Consider the following 18,501-nt stretch of genomic DNA (forward strand, 5'->3'; position numbering starts at 1 on the left):
GCAGTGCCCTCCTCTCAATGCTCGGCCAGAAAATCGAGAATGGCGGCGGTGAAGTCCTCGACGGCATTGAAGGTTCCGTCATGATTGACGCCGGGAATCACCCCCAGCTCGGCCTGGGGCTGGCACTGCGCCATGGTGCCGGCAACCGACTCGTAGAAGAGGTCGCTGTACTCGCCCTTGAGGATCAGGGTCGGTTGCTCGAGGGTCGCCAGATCATCGCAGCTGATGGCAGGCCGCGACATACTCATCTGGAGCGGTACCGTGCGGGCGTTGTCCAGATATATGGTCTGCATATACTCGGGTACCTGCTCGAAGCCGCCCGCTGAACGCTGGAACACGGCCTCGATGAACAGCTTGGTGGCCTCAACTTCATCGCCGGTCTCCAGGGCCTCCATGGCAGGACCGTACTTGTTGTTATCTTCAGCGATTGCAGCTTGCATTTCCTCCGGCAGCTCGGCGAGCAGTGAGGGGATAAAGGGTTCGTAGTGCACCATGCCACGCACCAGTTCCGGATTCTCCAGAGCCACCAGAGGGGCCAGCATGCCACCAAATGACCAGGTGACCAGATAGACCGGCCCGGCATCCAGCGCCCGGATGAAGGCGGCCAGGTCGGCGGCATGGGTCTCGGTGGAGAACCGCTCGCCGTCGTCCGGCCAGGGCTCGGTGCCGAAATAGCGCTTGGTATAGGCGATGAAACGGTGCTCGCTGGCGATGGCCTCGCGGTACGGTTCCCAGACCCGGTGATCGGCAATCGCAGAAGGCACGAACACGACAGGTTTGCCTTTCCCCTCGTCGACATAGGGCAGGGTGACGCCGTTGACCTCGACGGTGCGGGTCTGCTCGGCGGACAAGGCGGCCGATGACACGGCAAGCGCCAGGGCAGCCATCACTAACGAACAAGTCAACCATCGGCACATGACACTCTCCCCTTCGATCCAATCGATCGATCATGCATTATAAGGGCAGTCTAGAGTGCAATGTCGGGAGACCACATCGACAAGGTCGACTATTCTCAAGCCGGCACCCAATCGGAAAAATAGTCAGAATCGACTATCGCAACGCAATGACAGCGAAATACACGGCCTTCTGGGGTCGTGTATTTCGCTGGAGACTCTTGACCCGATCATTCACCGATGACTGCGCTTCCTCGCCCACTGGCAGTAAGCTGAGGCGCTTGATGGCCATCACTTTCTATCCTTTGGCCGCGCGGGCAGAGGACCAGGCGCTGCAGTGGGGTCGGATAGGCATTCTCGGGCCCACTGCACCGCTGTGCATAGGCCGGCGTCTCAGGCGTGCCCACCATGACCACTTGGCCCGCATCGTTGCGCACGGTGAACTGCACCGGCAGTCCGAGACCGATCAGTGACAGGGTATAGCGCTGGCCGGGCTCGAGGTAGGCGATATGGCGCATCTGCACCTCCTCTTCACCCACCCAGGTGGTGACAACTTCATGCCCGCCTCCCCGTTCGGCGTAATACAGCACCGCACGTTGGTCATCACCTCCCAGTCGATAGGCATGGATGGGCTTCAATATCTGCTCGGCGGCCACCTCGGAGGCAAGTACCAAAGCAATAACCATGGCACAGATGACAGTAATAGTTTTCATGGCATTATTCTCCTAAGACTGGATGACACGTCTGTCGCTTACCGACGTGTCAATCAGCCTAGGGGGCGACCATCTCCATGACATCGACAGGACGGATCATTTTCCGGTCCTATTTACGACACCTCGAATGGTCAGGGTTGGCCATCGAGTCGAGCCATGACGAATGCTCACCCGTCTCACGTCTATCCGCGCGAATGTTGCAAGTTCCCTACTCCTCGATTGGCCTATAGTGAAAAAGCCATTCGCACTTTATCTCCCCTAGGAAGGAATGACCCATGCCCTTGTTTCTTATCGAGCGGAATTTTGCCGAACAGCTCGAATTCACCACCGACTCGGTAAGGGAAGTCACCGAGATCAATCAGGAGATCGGGGTCCACTGGCTATACTCCTTTCTCAGTTCCGACAAGAAGAAGACCTACTGCCTCTATGAAGCCACGGATCCCGAGGCCATCCGCGAGGCAGCAAGGCGAGCTGGGGTACCGGCCGACGTGATCGTCGAGGTCGACCAGATCAACCCCTCGGCCTTCAGGTGAAGGAAATATCCACCTACTCTTCCACCAGGCCATGCCGGATGGCGTAGGCCGCCGCCTCGGTGCGGTTGGCGGTGTGGGTCTTGGCCAGGATGTTGCGTACATGATTGGCGACGGTATTGGGGCTGACATACAGCCGTTCGGCCACCGCACGGTTGCTGCGCCCTGCGGCGAGTAACTTCAGCACCTGTACCTCCCGCCGGCTCAATCCGTCCGGATAGACCGGTCGGGTCGAGAGAGTTTCCCGTAACGCGTCACAGCGCCGTGCCAACTCCCCCATACCGAGTTCGTGGGCGGTCAGCAACGCCGCTTCCACCAGTGCCCGCGCCGGCTCGGGTTGCTTGCGTTGCGCCAGCAAACGGGCGTAGTGGTATCGATCGTGGGCCAGCCAGGGCCATCCCCCGGTGCGTTCATCCATGGCCAGTGCGGTCTGGAAGTGGCGCTCGGCGGTGTCCCACTGCTTCAGGGTGACCGCCAGCATGCCGAGAAACCGGTCTGCCGATCCGTAGCAGGCAGTATGGGCGCCGGAGACGATGTTGCGGCCGACATAGGGCAGCAGAAAGCGGTACAGGGTGGGGGCATACTCGGCCTCGTCGAGACGGGCACAGACCTCTGCCAGGTAGGTGATACTGGTCGACCACATGGCATCGCGGGCAACGGCCTTGAGCTCATCGGTCATGAGGTACTTGAACTCGATGCGAGCCTCCTCCACCAGTTCCAGGTCGGCGTACAGCACGGCCAGCCCCGGTCGCCATGCCGCCGCCTCGGGAGTATTCCGCACGAAATGACGCAGTGCCGGCTGCAGCTCGCCCAGCCGGCCCTGCTCCCGGCGCAAGGTGAACATCTGCATGCCGAACACTCCCTCGGCATGGTCCGGGGAAAAGCGCCGGCCCACGATCAGGTTTTCCCGCGCTTGCTGCTCGGCCTCGGCGAAGCGTCCCCGGTGAGTGGTCAACATAGACTGGGCACTCAGGCCGACGGCCTGCAAAAAGGGCTGTCGCCAGGCATTGGCCACTCGCATGTGCAGTTCGAGCACGGCCCGGGCACTGTCGATGTCGCCGTATTCCATCAGATCCCCGATGTACCAGCCGGTCATGTCGCCGACCGCCCATTCCGGGTGCCCCGCCTGGGACACCAGCTCGAGAGCCTCGCGTGCTGCGGCCAGGCGCTCATCCAGGTGTTCCGGCCACGAGCGTGCCGGAACGATGGCGCTGAGAGCCTCGAACAGGGTGAGTGGATCACCCAGTCGGCGCGCCAGCCTGGTCGCCTGTTGGAGCGCCGCATGGGCAGCCTGGGGCCGGTCGCAGTAGATATTGGCCCGACACAGCGCTGCCAACAGCTCGGCCCGAAGACGCTCCGCCGATGGCTCCAGGGCCGCCAGTGCTTCCTCCAGCAGGGCGACCGCCTGATCGCCGTGACGACCGATCCGCCAGCCGACGCTCTCGTAGCCGAGGGCGGCTCGGGCCAGCATGGCGACGGCCCAGTCAGCGACCGGGTCCGCGTGGCGAGCCAGTTCGGCGGCCTGCACGAAGATATTCAGGGATTCATCGGCACGCCCGCCGGCCCGGTTGCGGGCTTCCGCCAGGGCCAGCAGCAAGCGGCAGCGACGTTCGCTGTCCTGTGTCAGGTACTGCTCCTGCAGTTGCAGGGCCAGATGGTAGAAATGCACCGCTTCCTCGTAGGCCAGCAGCGTATCGGCCCGGGCGCCGGCCCGTTGGGCATAGTCGATCGCCGTTTCGGCCGTGCCGGCGGGGGCGGCCTCGGCGAAGTGGTGGGCGAGCTCCGGCAGACGGGTCTGTAGATCGTGTCGGTGCAGCGTTTCCAACTGCTCACCGGCCTGTCGATGCAGGCGCATTCGTCGGGTGGTCGATAGCTCCTCGTATAGGGTTTCCCGAACCAGGGCATGACTGAACTGGAAGCGGCCCGGTTGTGGCAGCGCCTCGACGATGTGCGCCTCCAACGCCTCGTCCAGTATGTCCAGTAACTCGGTTTCCGGCAGCGCCAGGCCGGCCAGCAGCTCGAGTTCGAAGCGCCGGCCGATCACCGCGGCCATGCCCAGCAAACGATTACAATCGCGCGACAGCCGGTTCAAACGCTGCCCGATGATCTCGCGGATGCCCGCCGGGATGCGTGGCACCACCCCGTCAGCAGGCAGGCCTTCTTGCAACAGGTGGCGGGACAGCTCACGCATGAACAGCGGATTGCCTTCGCTGTGCTGGTATATCGCTGTCGCTACGGCAGTCAGCGGGAGGTCCCCGGCCAGCGAGCCGAGGAACCGTTCGGTTTCATCGCGCGACATGCCGCTCAGCGGCAGGCGCTGGCAGTGGGACAGACGGGACAGTTCACCGAGGGTGTCGGAGAGCGGATGCTGACGCCTCAGCTCGTTATCACGGAAGCTGCCGAGCAGCAGCAGGGGGCTGGTCGCGATCTCCCGAGCCAGGAATTCCAGCAGCTTGAGCGAGGCGGTATCGACCCAGTGCAGGTCGTCCAGAATCAGGACCAGCGGCTGGTGCCGTGCGGCCCGTTGCCAGAACCGCGTGAGGGTATCGAGCAGCCGAAAGCGGGCCTGGGCAGGATCCTCGATGGGCGGCGGCTCTATCAGGTCAGGCAGGCGCTGCCGGAGTTCCGGTAGCAGTTCGGCGATCACGCCGGCATCACTATCCGGAATTTCACCCGACAGGGCCGCGTCGGCCTCCTCCAGCCAGCCGCGCAGCAGCTGCAGCCAGGGCCAGTACAGCGGTGCACCCGGCTCCTCGTAGCAGCGGCCCCAGAACACCCGCATCCCCTGCTGCTCGGCCCGAGTGGCGAATTCCTGCGCGGTGTGCGTCTTGCCGATGCCGGGGTCACCACTGAGCAGCACTATCCGCCCCTGCCCGGCGCAGCTCTGCTGCATCGCGGCATCGAGGGCGGCCAGCTCGGCCTGGCGTCCGATGAAGCCAGTCTGCGGCACTGCGAGGCCTGCCAAGGCCGCGCCGCATTCGTCACAGAACGCCGCCTCCTCACGATTGACCCAACCACAGTGGTGACACCGCATGACGTCGCTCGCAGAGCTGAACGATTATTTATCTTGTCAGCCTAGCTTAACCGTATCCCGCGGGGTCGCCCCAAGTTCGACCAGGCATCGCACGGGATGCCGGGGCGCCCCGCTGCGGGTAAACTGGATGCGTCGTCCCCCACTCCACTCCCGGCGAAAGGACTCAACGCAGACCATGGGCAGTTCTCCTCCTCTCTACCTGCAGATCCAGCAGCATCTCCTGGAGAGGATCCAGGGCGGCGACTGGCCGGCGCACCACCAGATCCCGCCGGAGGAGCAGCTGGCCCGGGACTTCGGCGTCAGCCGCATGACCGCCAACAAGGCGATTCGCGACCTGGTGCAGAAGGGCTACCTGACCCGCCAGCCGGGACTCGGCACCTTCGTCACCGACCGCAAGGCGGAATCGCCGCTGCTCGACGTCCACAACATCGCCGAGGAGGTGCGTGGCCGGGGCCACGACTACCGCAACGAGGTCTTGACCCGCGAGGCCATCGAGGCCGACGACGAGGTAGCGCTGCGCCTGGGCATGCGCCTGGGCAGCCGGGTCTTCCACACCCTGCTGGTGCACCACGAGGACGGCGTGCCGATCCAGCTGGAGAACCGCTACGTCAATCCGCGCTGGGTACCGGATTACCTGGAGACCGACTTCAGCCGCCACACCCCCAACGAGGTGCTGGTGGCTGCCTGCCCGATCACCGATATCGAGCATATCGTCGAGGCGGTGTTGGTGGATGCGCGCACCGCCGAGTGGCTGGCCATCGACACCGCCACTCCCTGCCTGAGCATGGTCCGCCGCACCTGGTCCGGGGAACACCTGATCAGCTATGCCCGGTTGATACACCCCGGCGACCGCTACAAGCTGCGTTCCTCGGTGCACCGCCGGGCCTCCTGAGGCCACTCGCCCCCACGCTCGGCGAGTCCCCCGCAAACGCCCGCGAGGCCGGGAGTGCCCCGGCCTCGCGACGGTCGACCGAGCCGCGACCCTGGCTCAGCCGGCCAGGGCCTGCACCAGGTACCCCGTGGGCACCGCCAGGGTCAGGCTGAGCGCCACCCGGATGAACCACACCACCAGCATGCGCCCCACCGTGAGCGGGATGCGGGTGGCGAGGATGCAGGGAATCGACGCAGAGAAGAACAGCACCGCGGAGACCGACACCACCCCGGCGGCGAAGCGTGCCACGAACTCGGCCTCGCCCATCAGCAGGGCCGGCAGGAACATCTCGGCCAGCCCCGAGGCGGCGGCCTGGGCCAGCGCCGCAGCATCCTCCAGCCCCCACACCGCCACGAAGGGATAGAAGAACCAGCCCAGCCACTCGAACAGCGGCGTGTACTTGGCGGCGAGCAGCCCCAGCAGGCCCACCGACATGATCGACGGCAGGATGCTGATGGCCATCACCAGCCCCTCCCTGAAGTTCAGCGCCACGCTGCGGTGCAGGCCGGGAGCCCTGGCGGCGACCGCCAGGCCGGTGTGCCAGGCGGTGACCAGTCGCCGGCCGGGCAGCGCCTCCGGCTCGCCGTCGGTCTTGCGATCATCCATGCGCGAGAGCGGCGGCAGCCGCACGGTGATGGCGGTGACGACGAAGGTGATCAGCAGGGTCAGCCAGAAGTAGAGGTTCCACACGCCCATCAGGTCCAGGGTGCGGGCGACGATGATCATGAAGGTCGCCGAGACCGTGGAGAAGCCGGTGGCGATGATCGCCGCTTCCCGGGCCGAGTACTGCCCCGCCTGGTAGACCCGGTTGGTGATCAGCAGGCCGATGGAGTAGCTGCCCACGAAGGAGGCCACGGCATCGATGGCGCTGCGCCCCGGGGTCCGCCAGACGGGGCGCATCACTGGCTGCACCAGCACCCCGACCAGCTCCAGCAGGCCGTAGCCGATCAGCAGTGCCAGGAAGATGGCACCGATGGGCACGATCAGCCCCACCGGGATCACCAGCTTGTCGAACAGGAAGGGCAGCATGTCCGGTTGATGCAGGAAGGCCGGCCCCCAGCCGGTCAGTGCCATCAGCGCCGCGGCCACCCCGCCGAGCTTGAGCAGCGTGAAGATGCGCTCGGTCGGGCTGCGCCGCCAGGTGCCCCTGAGCAGCGGGTAGGCGGCGCCCGCCACGATCAGCGCCAGGGCATAGAGCCCACTGGCGTCGCCCAACAGGTCGCGGGCACCGGTGACCATATGGTCGAGCAGGATGGTGCGACGCCCGGCCAGTTCCAGCGGGACGAAGAAGATCAGGACGCCCAGGGCGCTGGGCAGGAGCAGCTTGAGAACGGTGGCGGCGCAGGGCCGCGGCCGGGTCGAACTGGTGGTCGGGGTGTCCATGGGCACGCCTCTCGTGTCGTGGTGGCTGGTGGTGGAGAACGGCATCCCGCCTCGTTATGTATATACAATATAATAGCCACAACACCTCATCGCCGACCAGGCCCCTTGCCTAGACCTTGGTCTAATCCCGTATGCGTCCCCGCCCCCATGCCGCCGGTCCAATATTCTCCTTACTCACTGTTTTTACGAGGATAAAAGGCGCAACACCCATGACGGGACGACATCCAGAGGCCTCAACGCTCCCCCTCGCGAGGGGATGACATGGCGCCTGATCGGGGCTAATCTATTTGTATATACATTACATCGACCCAGGAGGAGGCCCCATGCAGAGCACCATGCAGCGTCGCCTGTGGCGCGACGTCCACGTCTTCGACGGCCTGCGCACCCTGCCCGAGCCCATGGCGGTGATCGTCGAGGGCGACCGCATCGCCCGGATGATCCCCATGGCCCAGGTCGACGAGGCCGAGCTGGCCGACGGCGCGGAGATGGCCCGCGGCGGCGTGCTGACCCCGGGCCTGGTGGACTGCCACACCCACCTGGTGTTCGGCGGCTCCCGGGCCGACGAGTTCGAGCAGCGCCTCGAAGGCATCAGCTACGCGGAGATCGCCCGTCGCGGCGGCGGCATCCTCAGCACCGTCGCGGCCACCCGGGCGGCCAGCGAGGACGAGCTCTTCGCCCAGGCCCGGCCACGCCTGGAAGCGCTGATGAATGAAGGCGTCACCACCGTGGAGATCAAGTCCGGTTACGGCCTGACGGTCGACGACGAGCTGAAGATGCTGCGCGTGGCGCGCCGCCTGGGCGAGGCGCTGCCGGTACGGGTGGTCACCACCCTGCTCGGCGCCCATGCCCTGCCCCCGGAGTTCAAGGACGACAGCGACGGCTATATCGCCCTGGTGTGCGAGGAGATGATCCCCGCCGCGGCCGCCGAAGGCCTGGCCGACGCGGTGGACGTCTTCTGCGAGAGCATCGCCTTCTCGGTAGCCCAGTGCGAGCGGGTCTTCGAGGCCGCCCGTGCCCATGACCTGCCCATCAAGGCCCATGCCGAGCAGCTCTCCAACCTCGGCGGCAGCGCCGCGGCGGCCCGCTTCGGGGCGCTCTCCGCCGACCATATCGAGTACCTGGACGAGGCCGGCGTGGCGGCCCTGCGCGAGGCCGGCAGCGTCGCCGTGCTGCTGCCCGGGGCCTTCCATACCCTGCGCGAGACCCGGCTGCCACCCATCGCGGCACTGCGCCACGCCGGGGTGCCCATGGCCGTGGCCACCGACGCCAACCCGGGCAGCTCGCCGATCTTCCACCCGACCCTGATGCTCAACTTCGCCTGCACCCTGTTCCGCCTGACGCCCCAGGAGGCGCTGGCCGGCATGACCGCCCACGGCGCCCGCGCCCTGGGGCTGGCCGAGCAGGGCCTGGGCCGTATCGCCGAGGGCGCCGCGGCGGATCTCTGCCTGTGGGATGCCGACACCCCGGCGGCACTCGCCTACGCGGTGCAGTCCGGCCGCCTACGTCAGCGCTGGTGCCGGGGCGAACGCCAGGGAGGGACGGACCATGACTGACAGGACGATGACCGAGTCCGCGCCGACCATCGAGATGTCGGCCTGGAGCGGGCGCACCGATCCCGAACCGGACAGCCTGCGCTGGCATCAGGCGATCCGCCCCCTGGACGACCTCGCCCGGCCCGCCGGCGCCGCCCTGCTCGGCTTCGCCTGCGATGCCGGCGTGGCCCGCAACCTGGGGCGTCCCGGCGCCGCCGGTGGCCCGGCGGCCCTGCGCCGGGCGCTGGCCCCACTGGCCTGGCACCGTCAGGGTCCGGCCTATGACGCCGGCGATATCGCCTGCGAAGGCGACGCCATGGAGACCGCCCAGGCCCGGCTCGCCGAACGCGTCGCCGACCTGCTCGGCGCCGGCCACCTGCCCATCGTCCTGGGCGGCGGCCACGAGGTGGCCTTCGGCAGCTGGTCGGGGCTGGCCCGCCATCTGGAAGCGCGTTATCCCGATAACAGGGGCGACACGGTCCCCAGGGTCGGCATCATCAACCTCGATGCCCACTTCGATCTGCGCGATCCGGCGCATGTGCGCTCCTCCGGCACCCCCTTCGCCCAGATCGCCGACGCCTGCCAGGACCGCGGCTGGCCCTTCCGCTACGCCTGCCTGGGGGTGAGCCGCGCCGCCAACACCCGGGCGCTGTTCGCCCGCGCGACCGAGCTCGGCGTCCTGGTGCGCGAGGATCGCGAGATCGACGCCCGGCGCCTCGACGGCATCGTCAGGGATCTGCAGCGCTTCATGGCGCGCTGCGACCACCTTTACCTGACCCTCGACCTGGACGTGCTGCCGGCCGCCGAGGCCCCCGGGGTCAGCGCCCCGGCCGCCCGCGGCGTGCCGCTCGCCCTGCTCGAGCCGCTCATCGAGGCGGTACGCGACAGCGGCAAGTTGCGCCTGGCCGACCTCGCCGAGCTCAACCCCGACTTCGATATCGACAACCGCACCGCCCGCGCGGCGGCGCGCCTGATCCACCAGCTGACCCTGGACGTCCGCTGAACCCATACCGCCCCTACGACACAGGAGACGACCATGACCAGTCATCAATCCCTCGACCGCGACCCGCGTCACGATTCCAGCCGTAAGATCGGCGCCCCCACCGGCCCCGAGCTCTCCTGCAGGAGCTGGCTCACCGAAGCGCCGTTGCGCATGCTGATGAACAACCTCCACCCGGACGTCGCCGAGCGCCCCGAGGACCTGGTGGTCTACGGCGGCATCGGCCGCGCCGCCCGCGACTGGGCCTGCTACGACACCATCGTCGAGACCCTCCAGCGCCTGGAGGAGACCCAGACCCTGCTGGTGCAGTCCGGCAAGCCGGTGGGCGTCTTCGAGACCCACAAGGACGCTCCCCGGGTGCTGATCGCCAACTCCAATCTGGTGCCGGCCTGGGCCAACTGGGAGCACTTCAACGAGCTCGACCGCAAGGGCCTGATGATGTACGGCCAGATGACCGCCGGCTCCTGGATCTACATCGGCTCCCAGGGCATCGTCCAGGGCACCTACGAGACCTTCGTCGAGGCCGGTCGCCAGCACTATGACGGCAAGCTCGCCGGCCGCTGGATCCTCACCGCCGGCCTGGGCGGCATGGGTGGCGCCCAGCCGCTGGCGGCGAGCCTGGCCGGCGCGACTTCGCTTACCATCGAGTGCCAGCAGTCGCGCCTCGACTTCCGCCTGCGCACCCGCTACCTGGACGAGCAGGCCGAGGACCTCGACGACGCCCTGGCCCGGATCGAGCGCTACACCGCCGAGGGCAAGGCGATCTCCATCGGCCTGTGCGCCAATGCCGCCGAGGTGCTGCCGGAGTTGGTCAAGCGCGGCGTCAAGCCGGACATGGTCACCGACCAGACCAGTGCCCACGACCCGCTGCACGGCTATCTGCCGTCCGGCTGGAGCTGGGACGACTACGTGGCCCGCGGCCAGGCCGAGCCCGAAGCGACGGTCAGGGCCGCCAAGCGCTCCATGGCGGTGCACGTCCAGGCCATGCTCGACTTCCAGGCGATGGGCGTGCCGACCTTCGATTACGGCAACAATATCCGCCAGATGGCCCTGGAAGAGGGCGTGGCCAACGCCTTCGACTTCCCCGGCTTCGTGCCGGCCTATATCCGGCCGCTGTTCTGCCAGGGCATCGGGCCCTTCCGCTGGGCGGCCCTCTCCGGCGACCCGGAGGACATCTACCGGACCGATGCGAAGGTCAAGGAGTTGATCCCCGACGACCCGCACCTGCACCGCTGGCTGGATATGGCCCGGGAGAGAATTTCGTTCCAAGGACTCCCCGCCAGGATCTGCTGGGTGGGCCTCAAGGACCGCGCCCGCCTCGGCCAGGCCTTCAACGAGATGGTCGCCAACGGCGAACTCAAGGCGCCGGTGGTCATCGGCCGCGACCACCTCGACTCCGGCTCGGTGGCCAGCCCCAACCGCGAGACCGAGGCGATGCGGGACGGCTCCGACGCCGTCTCCGACTGGCCGCTGCTCAACGCCCTGCTCAACACCGCCGGCGGCGCCACCTGGGTCTCGCTGCACCACGGCGGCGGCGTGGGCATGGGCTACTCCCAGCACGCCGGGGTGGTGATCGTCGCCGACGGCACCGATGACGCCCACGCCCGCCTGGGCCGGGTGCTGCGCAACGACCCGGGCACCGGGGTGATGCGCCACGCCGACGCCGGCTACGAGATCGCCAAGACCTGCGCCCGTGAGAACGGACTGGACCTGCCGATGCTCGATAAGTAAGAGAGGCCCGACAAGGAACTTCCATCATGTCCCAGATTGAAATCCAACCCGGCAAGATGACCCTGGCCCAGGCGCGCCGGGTCTACCAGGCGCATCTGCCGGTCAGCCTGCCAGCCAGTGCCGACACCGCCATCCAACGCGGCGTCGACTGCGTCAACCGCGTGGTCGCCGAGGACCGCACCGTCTACGGCATCAACACCGGCTTCGGCCTGCTGGCCCAGACCCGCATCGACAAGGACCGCCTGGAGGACCTGCAGCGCTCCCTGGTGCTCTCCCATGCCACCGGCGTGGGCGAGGCCATGGACGATGCCCTGGTGCGCCTGATCATGGTGCTCAAGGTCAACAGCCTGGCCCGCGGCTTCTCCGGCATCCGCCGCGAGGTGCTGGATGCCCTGGTGGCGCTGATCAACGCCGAGGTCTACCCGCATATCCCGCTCAAGGGCTCGGTGGGCGCCTCCGGCGACCTGGCACCGCTGGCCCATATGAGCGTGGTACTGCTCGGCGAGGGCAAGGCCCGCCACCGGGGCGAATGGCTCCCCGCCCGCCAGGCCCTGGAGATCGCCGGCCTGGCGCCGCTGTCGCTCGCCCCCAAGGAGGGCCTGGCGCTGCTCAACGGCACCCAGGTCTCCACCGCCTACGCCCTGCGCGGCCTGTTCGAGGCGGAAGACCTCTACGCCGCCGCCACGGTGTGCGGCTCGCTGACCGTGGAGGCGACGCTCAGCTCCCGTGCCCCCTTCGACGCGCGTATCCACGAGGTGCGCGGACAACGGGGCCAGATCGATGCCGCCTCGGCCTACCGCCACCTGCTGGGCCGCCGCAGCGAGATCAGCGATTCCCATGCCCATTGCGGCAAGGTGCAGGATCCCTACTCCCTGCGCTGCCAGCCCCAGGTCATGGGGGCCGCCCTGACCCAGCTGCGCCAGGCCGCCGAGGTGCTGGCAGTGGAGGTCAATGCGGTGTCGGACAACCCCCTGGTGTTCGCCGAGCAGGGCGACATCATCTCCGGTGGCAACTTCCACGCCGAGCCGGTGGCCATGGCCGCCGACAACCTGGCGCTGGCCATCGCCGAGATCGGCTCGCTCACCGAGCGGCGCGTCTCGCTGATGATGGACCAGCACATGTCCCAACTGCCGCCCTTCCTGGTGGAGCACGGCGGGGTCAATTCCGGCTTCATGATCGCCCAAGTGACAGCCGCCGCCCTGGCGAGCGAGAACAAGGCGCTGGCCCATCCGCACAGCGTCGACAGCCTGCCCACCTCGGCCAACCAGGAAGACCACGTCTCCATGGCCCCGGCGGCCGGCAAGCGCCTCTGGGAGATGACCGCCAACGTGCGCGGCATCCTGGCCATCGAGTGGCTGGCCGCCTGCCAGGGGCTCGACTTCCGCCAGGGACTCAAGACCACCGAGGCCCTGGAAGGGGCCCGCGCCAGCCTGCGCGAGCGCGTCGCCTACTACGACCGGGACCGCTTCTTCGCGCCGGACATCGAGGCCGCCACCGAGCTCCTGGCCGCGCGCACCCTGGGCGACCTAGTGCCCGCCGGCCTGCTGCCGAGCCTCCACTGACGCGCCCTGCGCCCCACGGCCGTCGGGCCGTGGGGCATCTCCCCCGCATTCGCATCCAACGACAAGAGCGTCCTCCATGAATGCCATCGTACTCGCCATCCTGGTGATGGTCGGCCTGAGTCTTGCCCGGGTCTCCGTGGTCTTCGCCCTGATCGCCGCCAGCCTGGTGGGCGGCCTCTACGCCGGCATGCCGCTGGCCGATATCCTCGACGCCTTCAACGACGGCCTGGGCGACGGCGCCACCGTCGCCCTCTCCTATGCGGTACTCGGCGCCTTCGCCGTGGCCCTCTCACGCTCCGGCCTCACCGAGCTGATGGCCGACCGGGCGATCCGCCGCTTTCATCTGGATGAGGCGGGCGGTAACCGTCGCACGATCCTCTACGCCCTGCTGGCGGCCCTGCTCGCCGCGGCGGTGAGCTCCCAGAACCTGATCCCGGTGCATATCGCCTTCATCCCGGTACTGGTGCCGCCGCTGCTCAAGCTGATGAACCACTTGCAGCTCGACCGCCGCCTGGCGGCCTGCGTGATCACCTTCGGCATCACCGCCCCCTACATGCTGCTGCCGGTGGGCTTCGGCGCCGTCTTCCTCAACGACATCCTGCTGGCCAACCTCAATGAGAGCGGCGCCGCCCTGGGCCTCGAGGTGACCCGCAAGATGGTCCCCCTGGCCATGGTGATCCCCATCGGCGGCATGGCGCTGGGGCTGGCCGTCGCCGTGCTGTGGAGCTATCGCCAGCCGCGTCATTACCAGGATCGCGACCTGGCCCACGGCGACGAGGCGCCCGCCGAGGCGGCGACGCACCTGGCACCCAGGCAGCTCGGCGCCCTGGCCGTGGCCCTGGGCGGCACCGTGGCCCTGCAGCTGATCACCGGCTCCATGGTGCTGGGCGGGTTGTTCGGCTTCGCCCTGCTGTCGATGAGCGGCGTCTTCCGCTGGCACGAGCAGGACGGCATCTTCACCGAGGGCATGCGCATGATGGCCCTGGTCGGCTTCATCATGATCTCGGCGGCGGGCTTCGCCAGCGTGATGCAGGCCAGCGGCGAGGTGGAAGGCCTGGTGGCCGGCTCCGCCGAGCTGATCGGCGACAACAAGGGGCTCGCGGCCCTGGTCATGCTGCTGGTGGGGCTCTTTATCACCATGGGCATCGGCTCGTCCTTCTCGACGATCCCGATCATCGCCTCCCTCTATGTGCCGCTGGCGCTCGGCTTCGGCTTCTCGCCCCTGGCCACCGTGGCGCTGGTGGGTACCGCCGCGGCCCTGGGCGACGCCGGCTCGCCGGCCTCGGACTCGACGCTGGGTCCCACTGCCGGCCTCAATGCCGACGGCCAGCACGACCATATCTGGGACAGCGTGGTGCCCACCTTCCTGCACTACAACATCCCGCTGATCGCCTTCGGCTGGGCCGCCGCCATGCTGCTGTAGGCCACCCCCATCACGCGAAGGGCCGGGAACCGTCCCGGCCCGGTTCGGCTATCACCGCCTATACGCGCAGCAGGCCTTGAACTTGCGTCCGCTGCCGCAGGGGCAGGGGGCATTGCGGCCTGGCTTGAACCGCATGATGCTCGGTTCACCATCGACGTAGATCCACTTGCCCTCTCTGCGAGCGAATTCTGAGTCTTCTTCCATCACGCTCCAGCGGCGGCCTTCACGGAAGATGGCGCGAAAAAGCACGCGCCCCCAAGCCCCCTCCGTCTCGGTGTCGACGATCTCCAGACGAACCCGTTCCGTCGAGTCGTCATCCGGCAGGCTCGTCGGACGGAAATCCGGATGCCAGGTCGCCAGCAGATAGTCGGTAAGGTTCATTGCGAAGGCGCTATAGCGCGAGCGCATCAGCGCCTCTGGCGTCGGCGCCGGCTCACCGGCGTGGTAACGGCCGCAGCAGGCGGCATAGGCCTGGCCGCTGCCGCAGGGACAGGTCGTGGGTCGCATCATGGAAGGTTCTCCCGTTTCACAAGCACTCTGGAGTGGCATGCCGCCGACACGGCTCACCCCCGGCGCTTGGTCCGGGCGGTGGCCTCGGCGGTGAGTGGGTCCTCGGGCCAGGGGTGCTTGGGGTAGCGGCCGCGCATCTCGCGGCGCACCTCCGGATAGCCGTTGACCCAGAAGCTCGCCAGGTCGGCGGTCACCTGGAGGGGACGCCGCGCCGGCGAGAGCAGGTGCAGCAGCACCGCCACCCGTCCGTCGACGAGGCGCGGCGAGGCCTGCCAGCCGAAGCACTCCTGCAGCTTCACCGCCAGCACCGGCGGCCGGCCCTCCAGGCAGGGGGTGTAGTCCAGCCGCACCGCCGCGCCGCTGGGCACCGTCAGCCGCTCGGGAGCCAGGTCGTCGAGCCGCGGGCGCAGCGACCAGTCAAGGCCGTCGAGCAGCAAGCGTCCGAGCGGCAACCTGTCGATGGCGTCGAGCCGCGTCACGCCATCGAGATGCGGCGCCAGCCAGGTCTCCAGGCCGTCGAGCAGCGCCTCCTGCGACCAGTCGGGCCAGGCGTCGCCCAGCGTGTGGCGCAACAGCGCCACCCGGCCTCGCAGCTGGTCGGCGGCCTCGTCGAAGGGCAGCCGCTCGCGGCGCCGCAGCGCCTCGAGAAGCGCCTCGCACACCGCCTCGGGCGGTAACGTCTCGAGCGACCGACGTTCCAGCACCACGGCACCCAGGCCGCGCACCTCCTCGCCCACCAGGCGCCCCTGGGCGTCGGACCACTCGAGACGGGCCCGCCAGTCGGCGGTCTCGGGATAGAGGGCCTCGAGGCGTGCCCGGTCGAGCGCGGCGGCGCGGAAGATCCTGGCGCCGTCGGCCCGGCCATCGAGCTCGGCGGCCACCAGCAGCTCGGCATGGGCCAGCGGATGGGATTCGGGCAGCACCGCCAGCCCCCCACCGGCCAACCGAAAGCGGCCAGGCTCCAGGCACTGGGCGATGCGTTCCGGATAGGCCAGCGCCAGCAGCTCGCCGAGCGGTTCGAGGCTCGCCGCCGCCAGGCGGCAACCGGCGATCTCCGCCAGGCGCCGGGCGTCGCGCTGCCACTGGCGGTCATCGCGGGGCGAGGCCAGGCGCGCCGCGAGTGCCCGCTCCAAGTCGCGCTCGGCATCGAGCTCGCGCCCCTCGAGCAGCGCCACCAGGGCACAGGCCAGGGGCCGGGCCCGGAACTCCGCGGCACGCTCCAGCATCATCGCAAGGCGCGGATGGGTCGGCCAGCGCGCGCACGCCCGGCCCAGCTCGGTCAGGTGGTGGGTGTCGTCCAGCACGCCGAGCCGCCCCAGCAACTCGCGCCCGGCGGCCAGCGCCGCGGCGGGCGGCGGGGTCACCCAGGGCAGGCTCGCCGGATCCGTGACGCCCCAGCGGGCCAGCTCGAAGCCCAGCGGCGCCAGGTCCGCCTGGCGGATCTCCGGCTCGCCGTGGGGCACGAGCGGCTGCTCCTCGGCCCACAGCCGCACGCAGAGGCCGGGTCCCTGGCGGCCGGCGCGGCCGCGGCGCTGGTCGGCGCTGGCGCGATTGACCCGGCGGGTCTCCAGGCGGGTCAGGCCGCTCTTCGGCTGGAAGACCGGCACCCGCTCCCGACCCGCGTCGACGACGACGCGCACGCCATCCACGGTGACGCTGGACTCGGCGATCGCCGTGGCCAGCACCACCCGGCGCCGGCCCTCGGGGTCGGGGCGCAGCGCCCGGCGCTGGGCCCCGAGGGGCAGTCGACCATGCAGTTCCATCACCGCCAGCTCGGGGGCCCGTGAGGCCAGTTCACGGGCCAGGCGGCGGATCTCGGCCACCCCGGGCAGGATCACCAGGGCATCGTCGGCCTGCTGCTCGAGAGCCTCGAGGATTGCCCGGGCCTGCTGGGGCGTAGCCTCCTCGCGACTCTTCAGAGCCCGGTAGCGGGTCTCCACGGGGAAGCTGCGCCCCGGACAGTCGACCACCGGGGTGTCCCCGCCCAGCGTCTCGAGTAGTGCCTCGACGTCCAGGGTCGCCGACATCACCAGCAGGCGCAGGTCCTCGCGCACCGACTGGGCGTCCAGGGTCAGCGCCAGCCCCAGGTCCGCCTCCAGGCTGCGCTCATGGAACTCGTCGAAGATCACCCCGGCCACGCCCTCGAGCAGCGGGTCCTCCTGGAGCATGCGCGTCAGCACCCCCTGGGTGACCACCTCCAGGCGGGTGTCGGGCCCCACCCGGCTCTCGCCGCGCATCCGATAGCCCACCGTCTCGCCGACTCGTTCGCCCAAGGTATCCGCCATAAAGCCCGCGGCCAGCCGCGCGGCGACGCGCCGGGGCTCCAGCAGCAGCAGCTTGCCGTCCGCGCACCAGGGCGCGTCGAGCAGCGCCGGCGGCACCCGGGTGGTCTTGCCCGCCCCGGGCTCGGCCACCAGCAGCGCCCGGGGATGCCCGGCCAGGGCCTCGCGGATCGCGCCGAGGTGCGCGTCGATGGGCAGGGACATGGCGGGCTCAGGAGGCGACCCGGTCATCCCGGGAGCGCACTCCACAGCCCTTGAGGATCACCTGGGTGAGGAAGGCGGTGATCCGCTCCACGTCGGCGTCGCTGAGCGTCTCCTTGCCGGTGATGCCCAGCACCTGGGCCTCGAAGTCGGCGTAGTGCTGGGTCGCCGACCAGATCAGGAAGATCAGCCACACCGGGTCCACCGGATCCATCAGGCCGCGCTCGGCCCACTGCTCGAAGATCCGCGCCCGGGCCTGGACCCAGTCGCGCAGCTCGCCGCTGAGGTACTCCTGCAGGAAGGGGGCGCCGCCGAGAATCTCGGCGGCGAACAGCCGCGACCCCTCAGGATGGCGCCGCGACAGCTCCATCTTGCTGCGGATGAAGGCCTCGAGCACCTCGGCCGGATCATCCTCGACGCTGATATCGTCCAGCAGGGCGTTCCAGCGCGCCATCATGCGCTCCAGCAGGCGAATGTAGAGGCCGCGCTTGCTGCCCATGTAATAGAGGACGTTGGACTTGGGCAGCCCGGCCTGCTCGGCGATGTCCTGCAGGCTGGCCCCACGATAGCCGTGGCGGGCGAAGACCCGCTCGGCGGCGGCCAGGATCTCGCGCTCGTTACGCTCCCGCGTGGCACCGTTGCCGCTGTCTCCCCTGGTCCTGACGGGTGCGTCGCGCTGCGTCATCAACCTAACTCCTGCCCGAATGGAACGATGGCAGGAGTTTGCCGCACGCCCCTGAGCGGTGCAAACCCGAGCCGAGCCCGCGGTCCCCTGC

General features: G+C 68.6%; 14 protein-coding genes. 7 read left to right on the plus strand and 7 right to left on the minus strand.

Annotated features, from left to right (window positions below):
• Window positions 1-14: 14 nt before the first annotated feature.
• Both QWY80_RS05670 and QWY80_RS05675 read right to left on the minus strand, forming a co-directional pair.
• Window positions 15-917, minus strand: coding sequence for an alpha/beta fold hydrolase (locus QWY80_RS05670; RefSeq protein ID WP_290229734.1), 903 nt, complete (start codon window positions 915-917; stop codon window positions 15-17).
• A gap of 206 nt (window positions 918-1,123) precedes the next feature.
• A complete protein-coding gene (locus tag QWY80_RS05675) occupies window positions 1,124-1,606 on the minus strand; it encodes a hypothetical protein (protein WP_290229735.1) in 483 nt (160 codons plus the stop codon).
• 275 nt (window positions 1,607-1,881) lie between these two features.
• Between QWY80_RS05675 and QWY80_RS05680 the strand changes: the two genes are divergently transcribed.
• Window positions 1,882-2,139, plus strand: coding sequence for a DUF4242 domain-containing protein (locus QWY80_RS05680; protein ID WP_290229736.1), 258 nt, complete (start codon window positions 1,882-1,884; stop codon window positions 2,137-2,139).
• A 13-nt stretch (window positions 2,140-2,152) separates the two neighbouring features.
• Here QWY80_RS05680 and QWY80_RS05685 read toward each other — a convergent pair whose 3' ends face one another.
• Window positions 2,153-5,170, minus strand: coding sequence for a helix-turn-helix transcriptional regulator (locus QWY80_RS05685; RefSeq protein WP_290229737.1), 3,018 nt, complete (start codon window positions 5,168-5,170; stop codon window positions 2,153-2,155).
• Between the two features lie 175 nt (window positions 5,171-5,345).
• On the opposite strand from QWY80_RS05685, the gene hutC reads away from it, so the two are divergent.
• Window positions 5,346-6,062, plus strand: a complete 717-nt coding sequence (gene hutC / locus QWY80_RS05690; RefSeq protein WP_290229738.1) for a histidine utilization transcriptional repressor HutC — start codon at window positions 5,346-5,348, stop codon at window positions 6,060-6,062.
• 96 nt (window positions 6,063-6,158) lie between these two features.
• Here the strand turns inward: hutC and QWY80_RS05695 are convergent, their stop codons facing one another.
• A complete protein-coding gene (locus QWY80_RS05695; RefSeq protein ID WP_290229739.1) occupies window positions 6,159-7,529 on the minus strand; it encodes a YjiH family protein in 1,371 nt (456 codons plus the stop codon).
• A 278-nt stretch (window positions 7,530-7,807) separates the two neighbouring features.
• On the opposite strand from QWY80_RS05695, the gene hutI reads away from it, so the two are divergent.
• The 5 genes from hutI to QWY80_RS05720 all read left to right on the plus strand — a co-directional run bounded on the left by hutI (window position 7,808) and on the right by QWY80_RS05720 (window position 14,732).
• On the plus strand, window positions 7,808-9,037 hold the full coding sequence (gene hutI / locus QWY80_RS05700) for an imidazolonepropionase (RefSeq protein ID WP_290229740.1): 1,230 nt from the start codon (window positions 7,808-7,810) through the stop codon (window positions 9,035-9,037).
• On the plus strand, window positions 9,030-10,019 hold the full coding sequence (gene hutG / locus QWY80_RS05705) for a formimidoylglutamase (RefSeq protein ID WP_290229741.1): 990 nt from the start codon (window positions 9,030-9,032) through the stop codon (window positions 10,017-10,019). The genes hutI and hutG overlap by 8 nt, the downstream gene beginning before the upstream one ends.
• 33 nt (window positions 10,020-10,052) lie before the next feature.
• Window positions 10,053-11,747, plus strand: a complete 1,695-nt coding sequence (gene hutU, locus QWY80_RS05710; RefSeq protein WP_290229742.1) for a urocanate hydratase — start codon at window positions 10,053-10,055, stop codon at window positions 11,745-11,747.
• 26 nt (window positions 11,748-11,773) lie between these two features.
• The gene (hutH, locus tag QWY80_RS05715) at window positions 11,774-13,309 is read left to right on the plus strand and encodes a histidine ammonia-lyase (RefSeq protein ID WP_290229743.1); all 1,536 of its coding nucleotides are present in this window, start codon (window positions 11,774-11,776) and stop codon (window positions 13,307-13,309) included.
• Window positions 13,310-13,385: 76 nt separating this feature from the next.
• Window positions 13,386-14,732: a Na+/H+ antiporter family protein gene (locus tag QWY80_RS05720; RefSeq protein WP_290229744.1), complete on the plus strand. Its 1,347-nt coding sequence runs from the start codon at window positions 13,386-13,388 to the stop codon at window positions 14,730-14,732.
• Between the two features lie 51 nt (window positions 14,733-14,783).
• Here QWY80_RS05720 and QWY80_RS05725 read toward each other — a convergent pair whose 3' ends face one another.
• Genes QWY80_RS05725 through QWY80_RS05735 form a run of 3 tightly spaced genes read right to left on the minus strand, consistent with a single transcriptional unit; the run spans window position 14,784 to window position 18,410 of the window.
• Window positions 14,784-15,242 (minus strand): YchJ family protein, encoded by a 459-nt coding sequence (locus tag QWY80_RS05725; RefSeq protein WP_353960439.1) that lies wholly within the window; start codon window positions 15,240-15,242, stop codon window positions 14,784-14,786.
• Window positions 15,243-15,295: 53 nt separating this feature from the next.
• Window positions 15,296-17,728, minus strand: coding sequence for an ATP-dependent helicase HrpB (gene hrpB / locus QWY80_RS05730; protein WP_290229745.1), 2,433 nt, complete (start codon window positions 17,726-17,728; stop codon window positions 15,296-15,298).
• A gap of 7 nt (window positions 17,729-17,735) precedes the next feature.
• Window positions 17,736-18,410: a TetR/AcrR family transcriptional regulator gene (locus QWY80_RS05735; protein WP_290229746.1), complete on the minus strand. Its 675-nt coding sequence runs from the start codon at window positions 18,408-18,410 to the stop codon at window positions 17,736-17,738.
• Window positions 18,411-18,501 lie beyond the last annotated feature (91 nt).

This window comes from Halomonas ramblicola, assembly GCF_030409215.1.
Taxonomy (GTDB): Bacteria; Pseudomonadota; Gammaproteobacteria; order Pseudomonadales; family Halomonadaceae; genus Halomonas; species Halomonas ramblicola.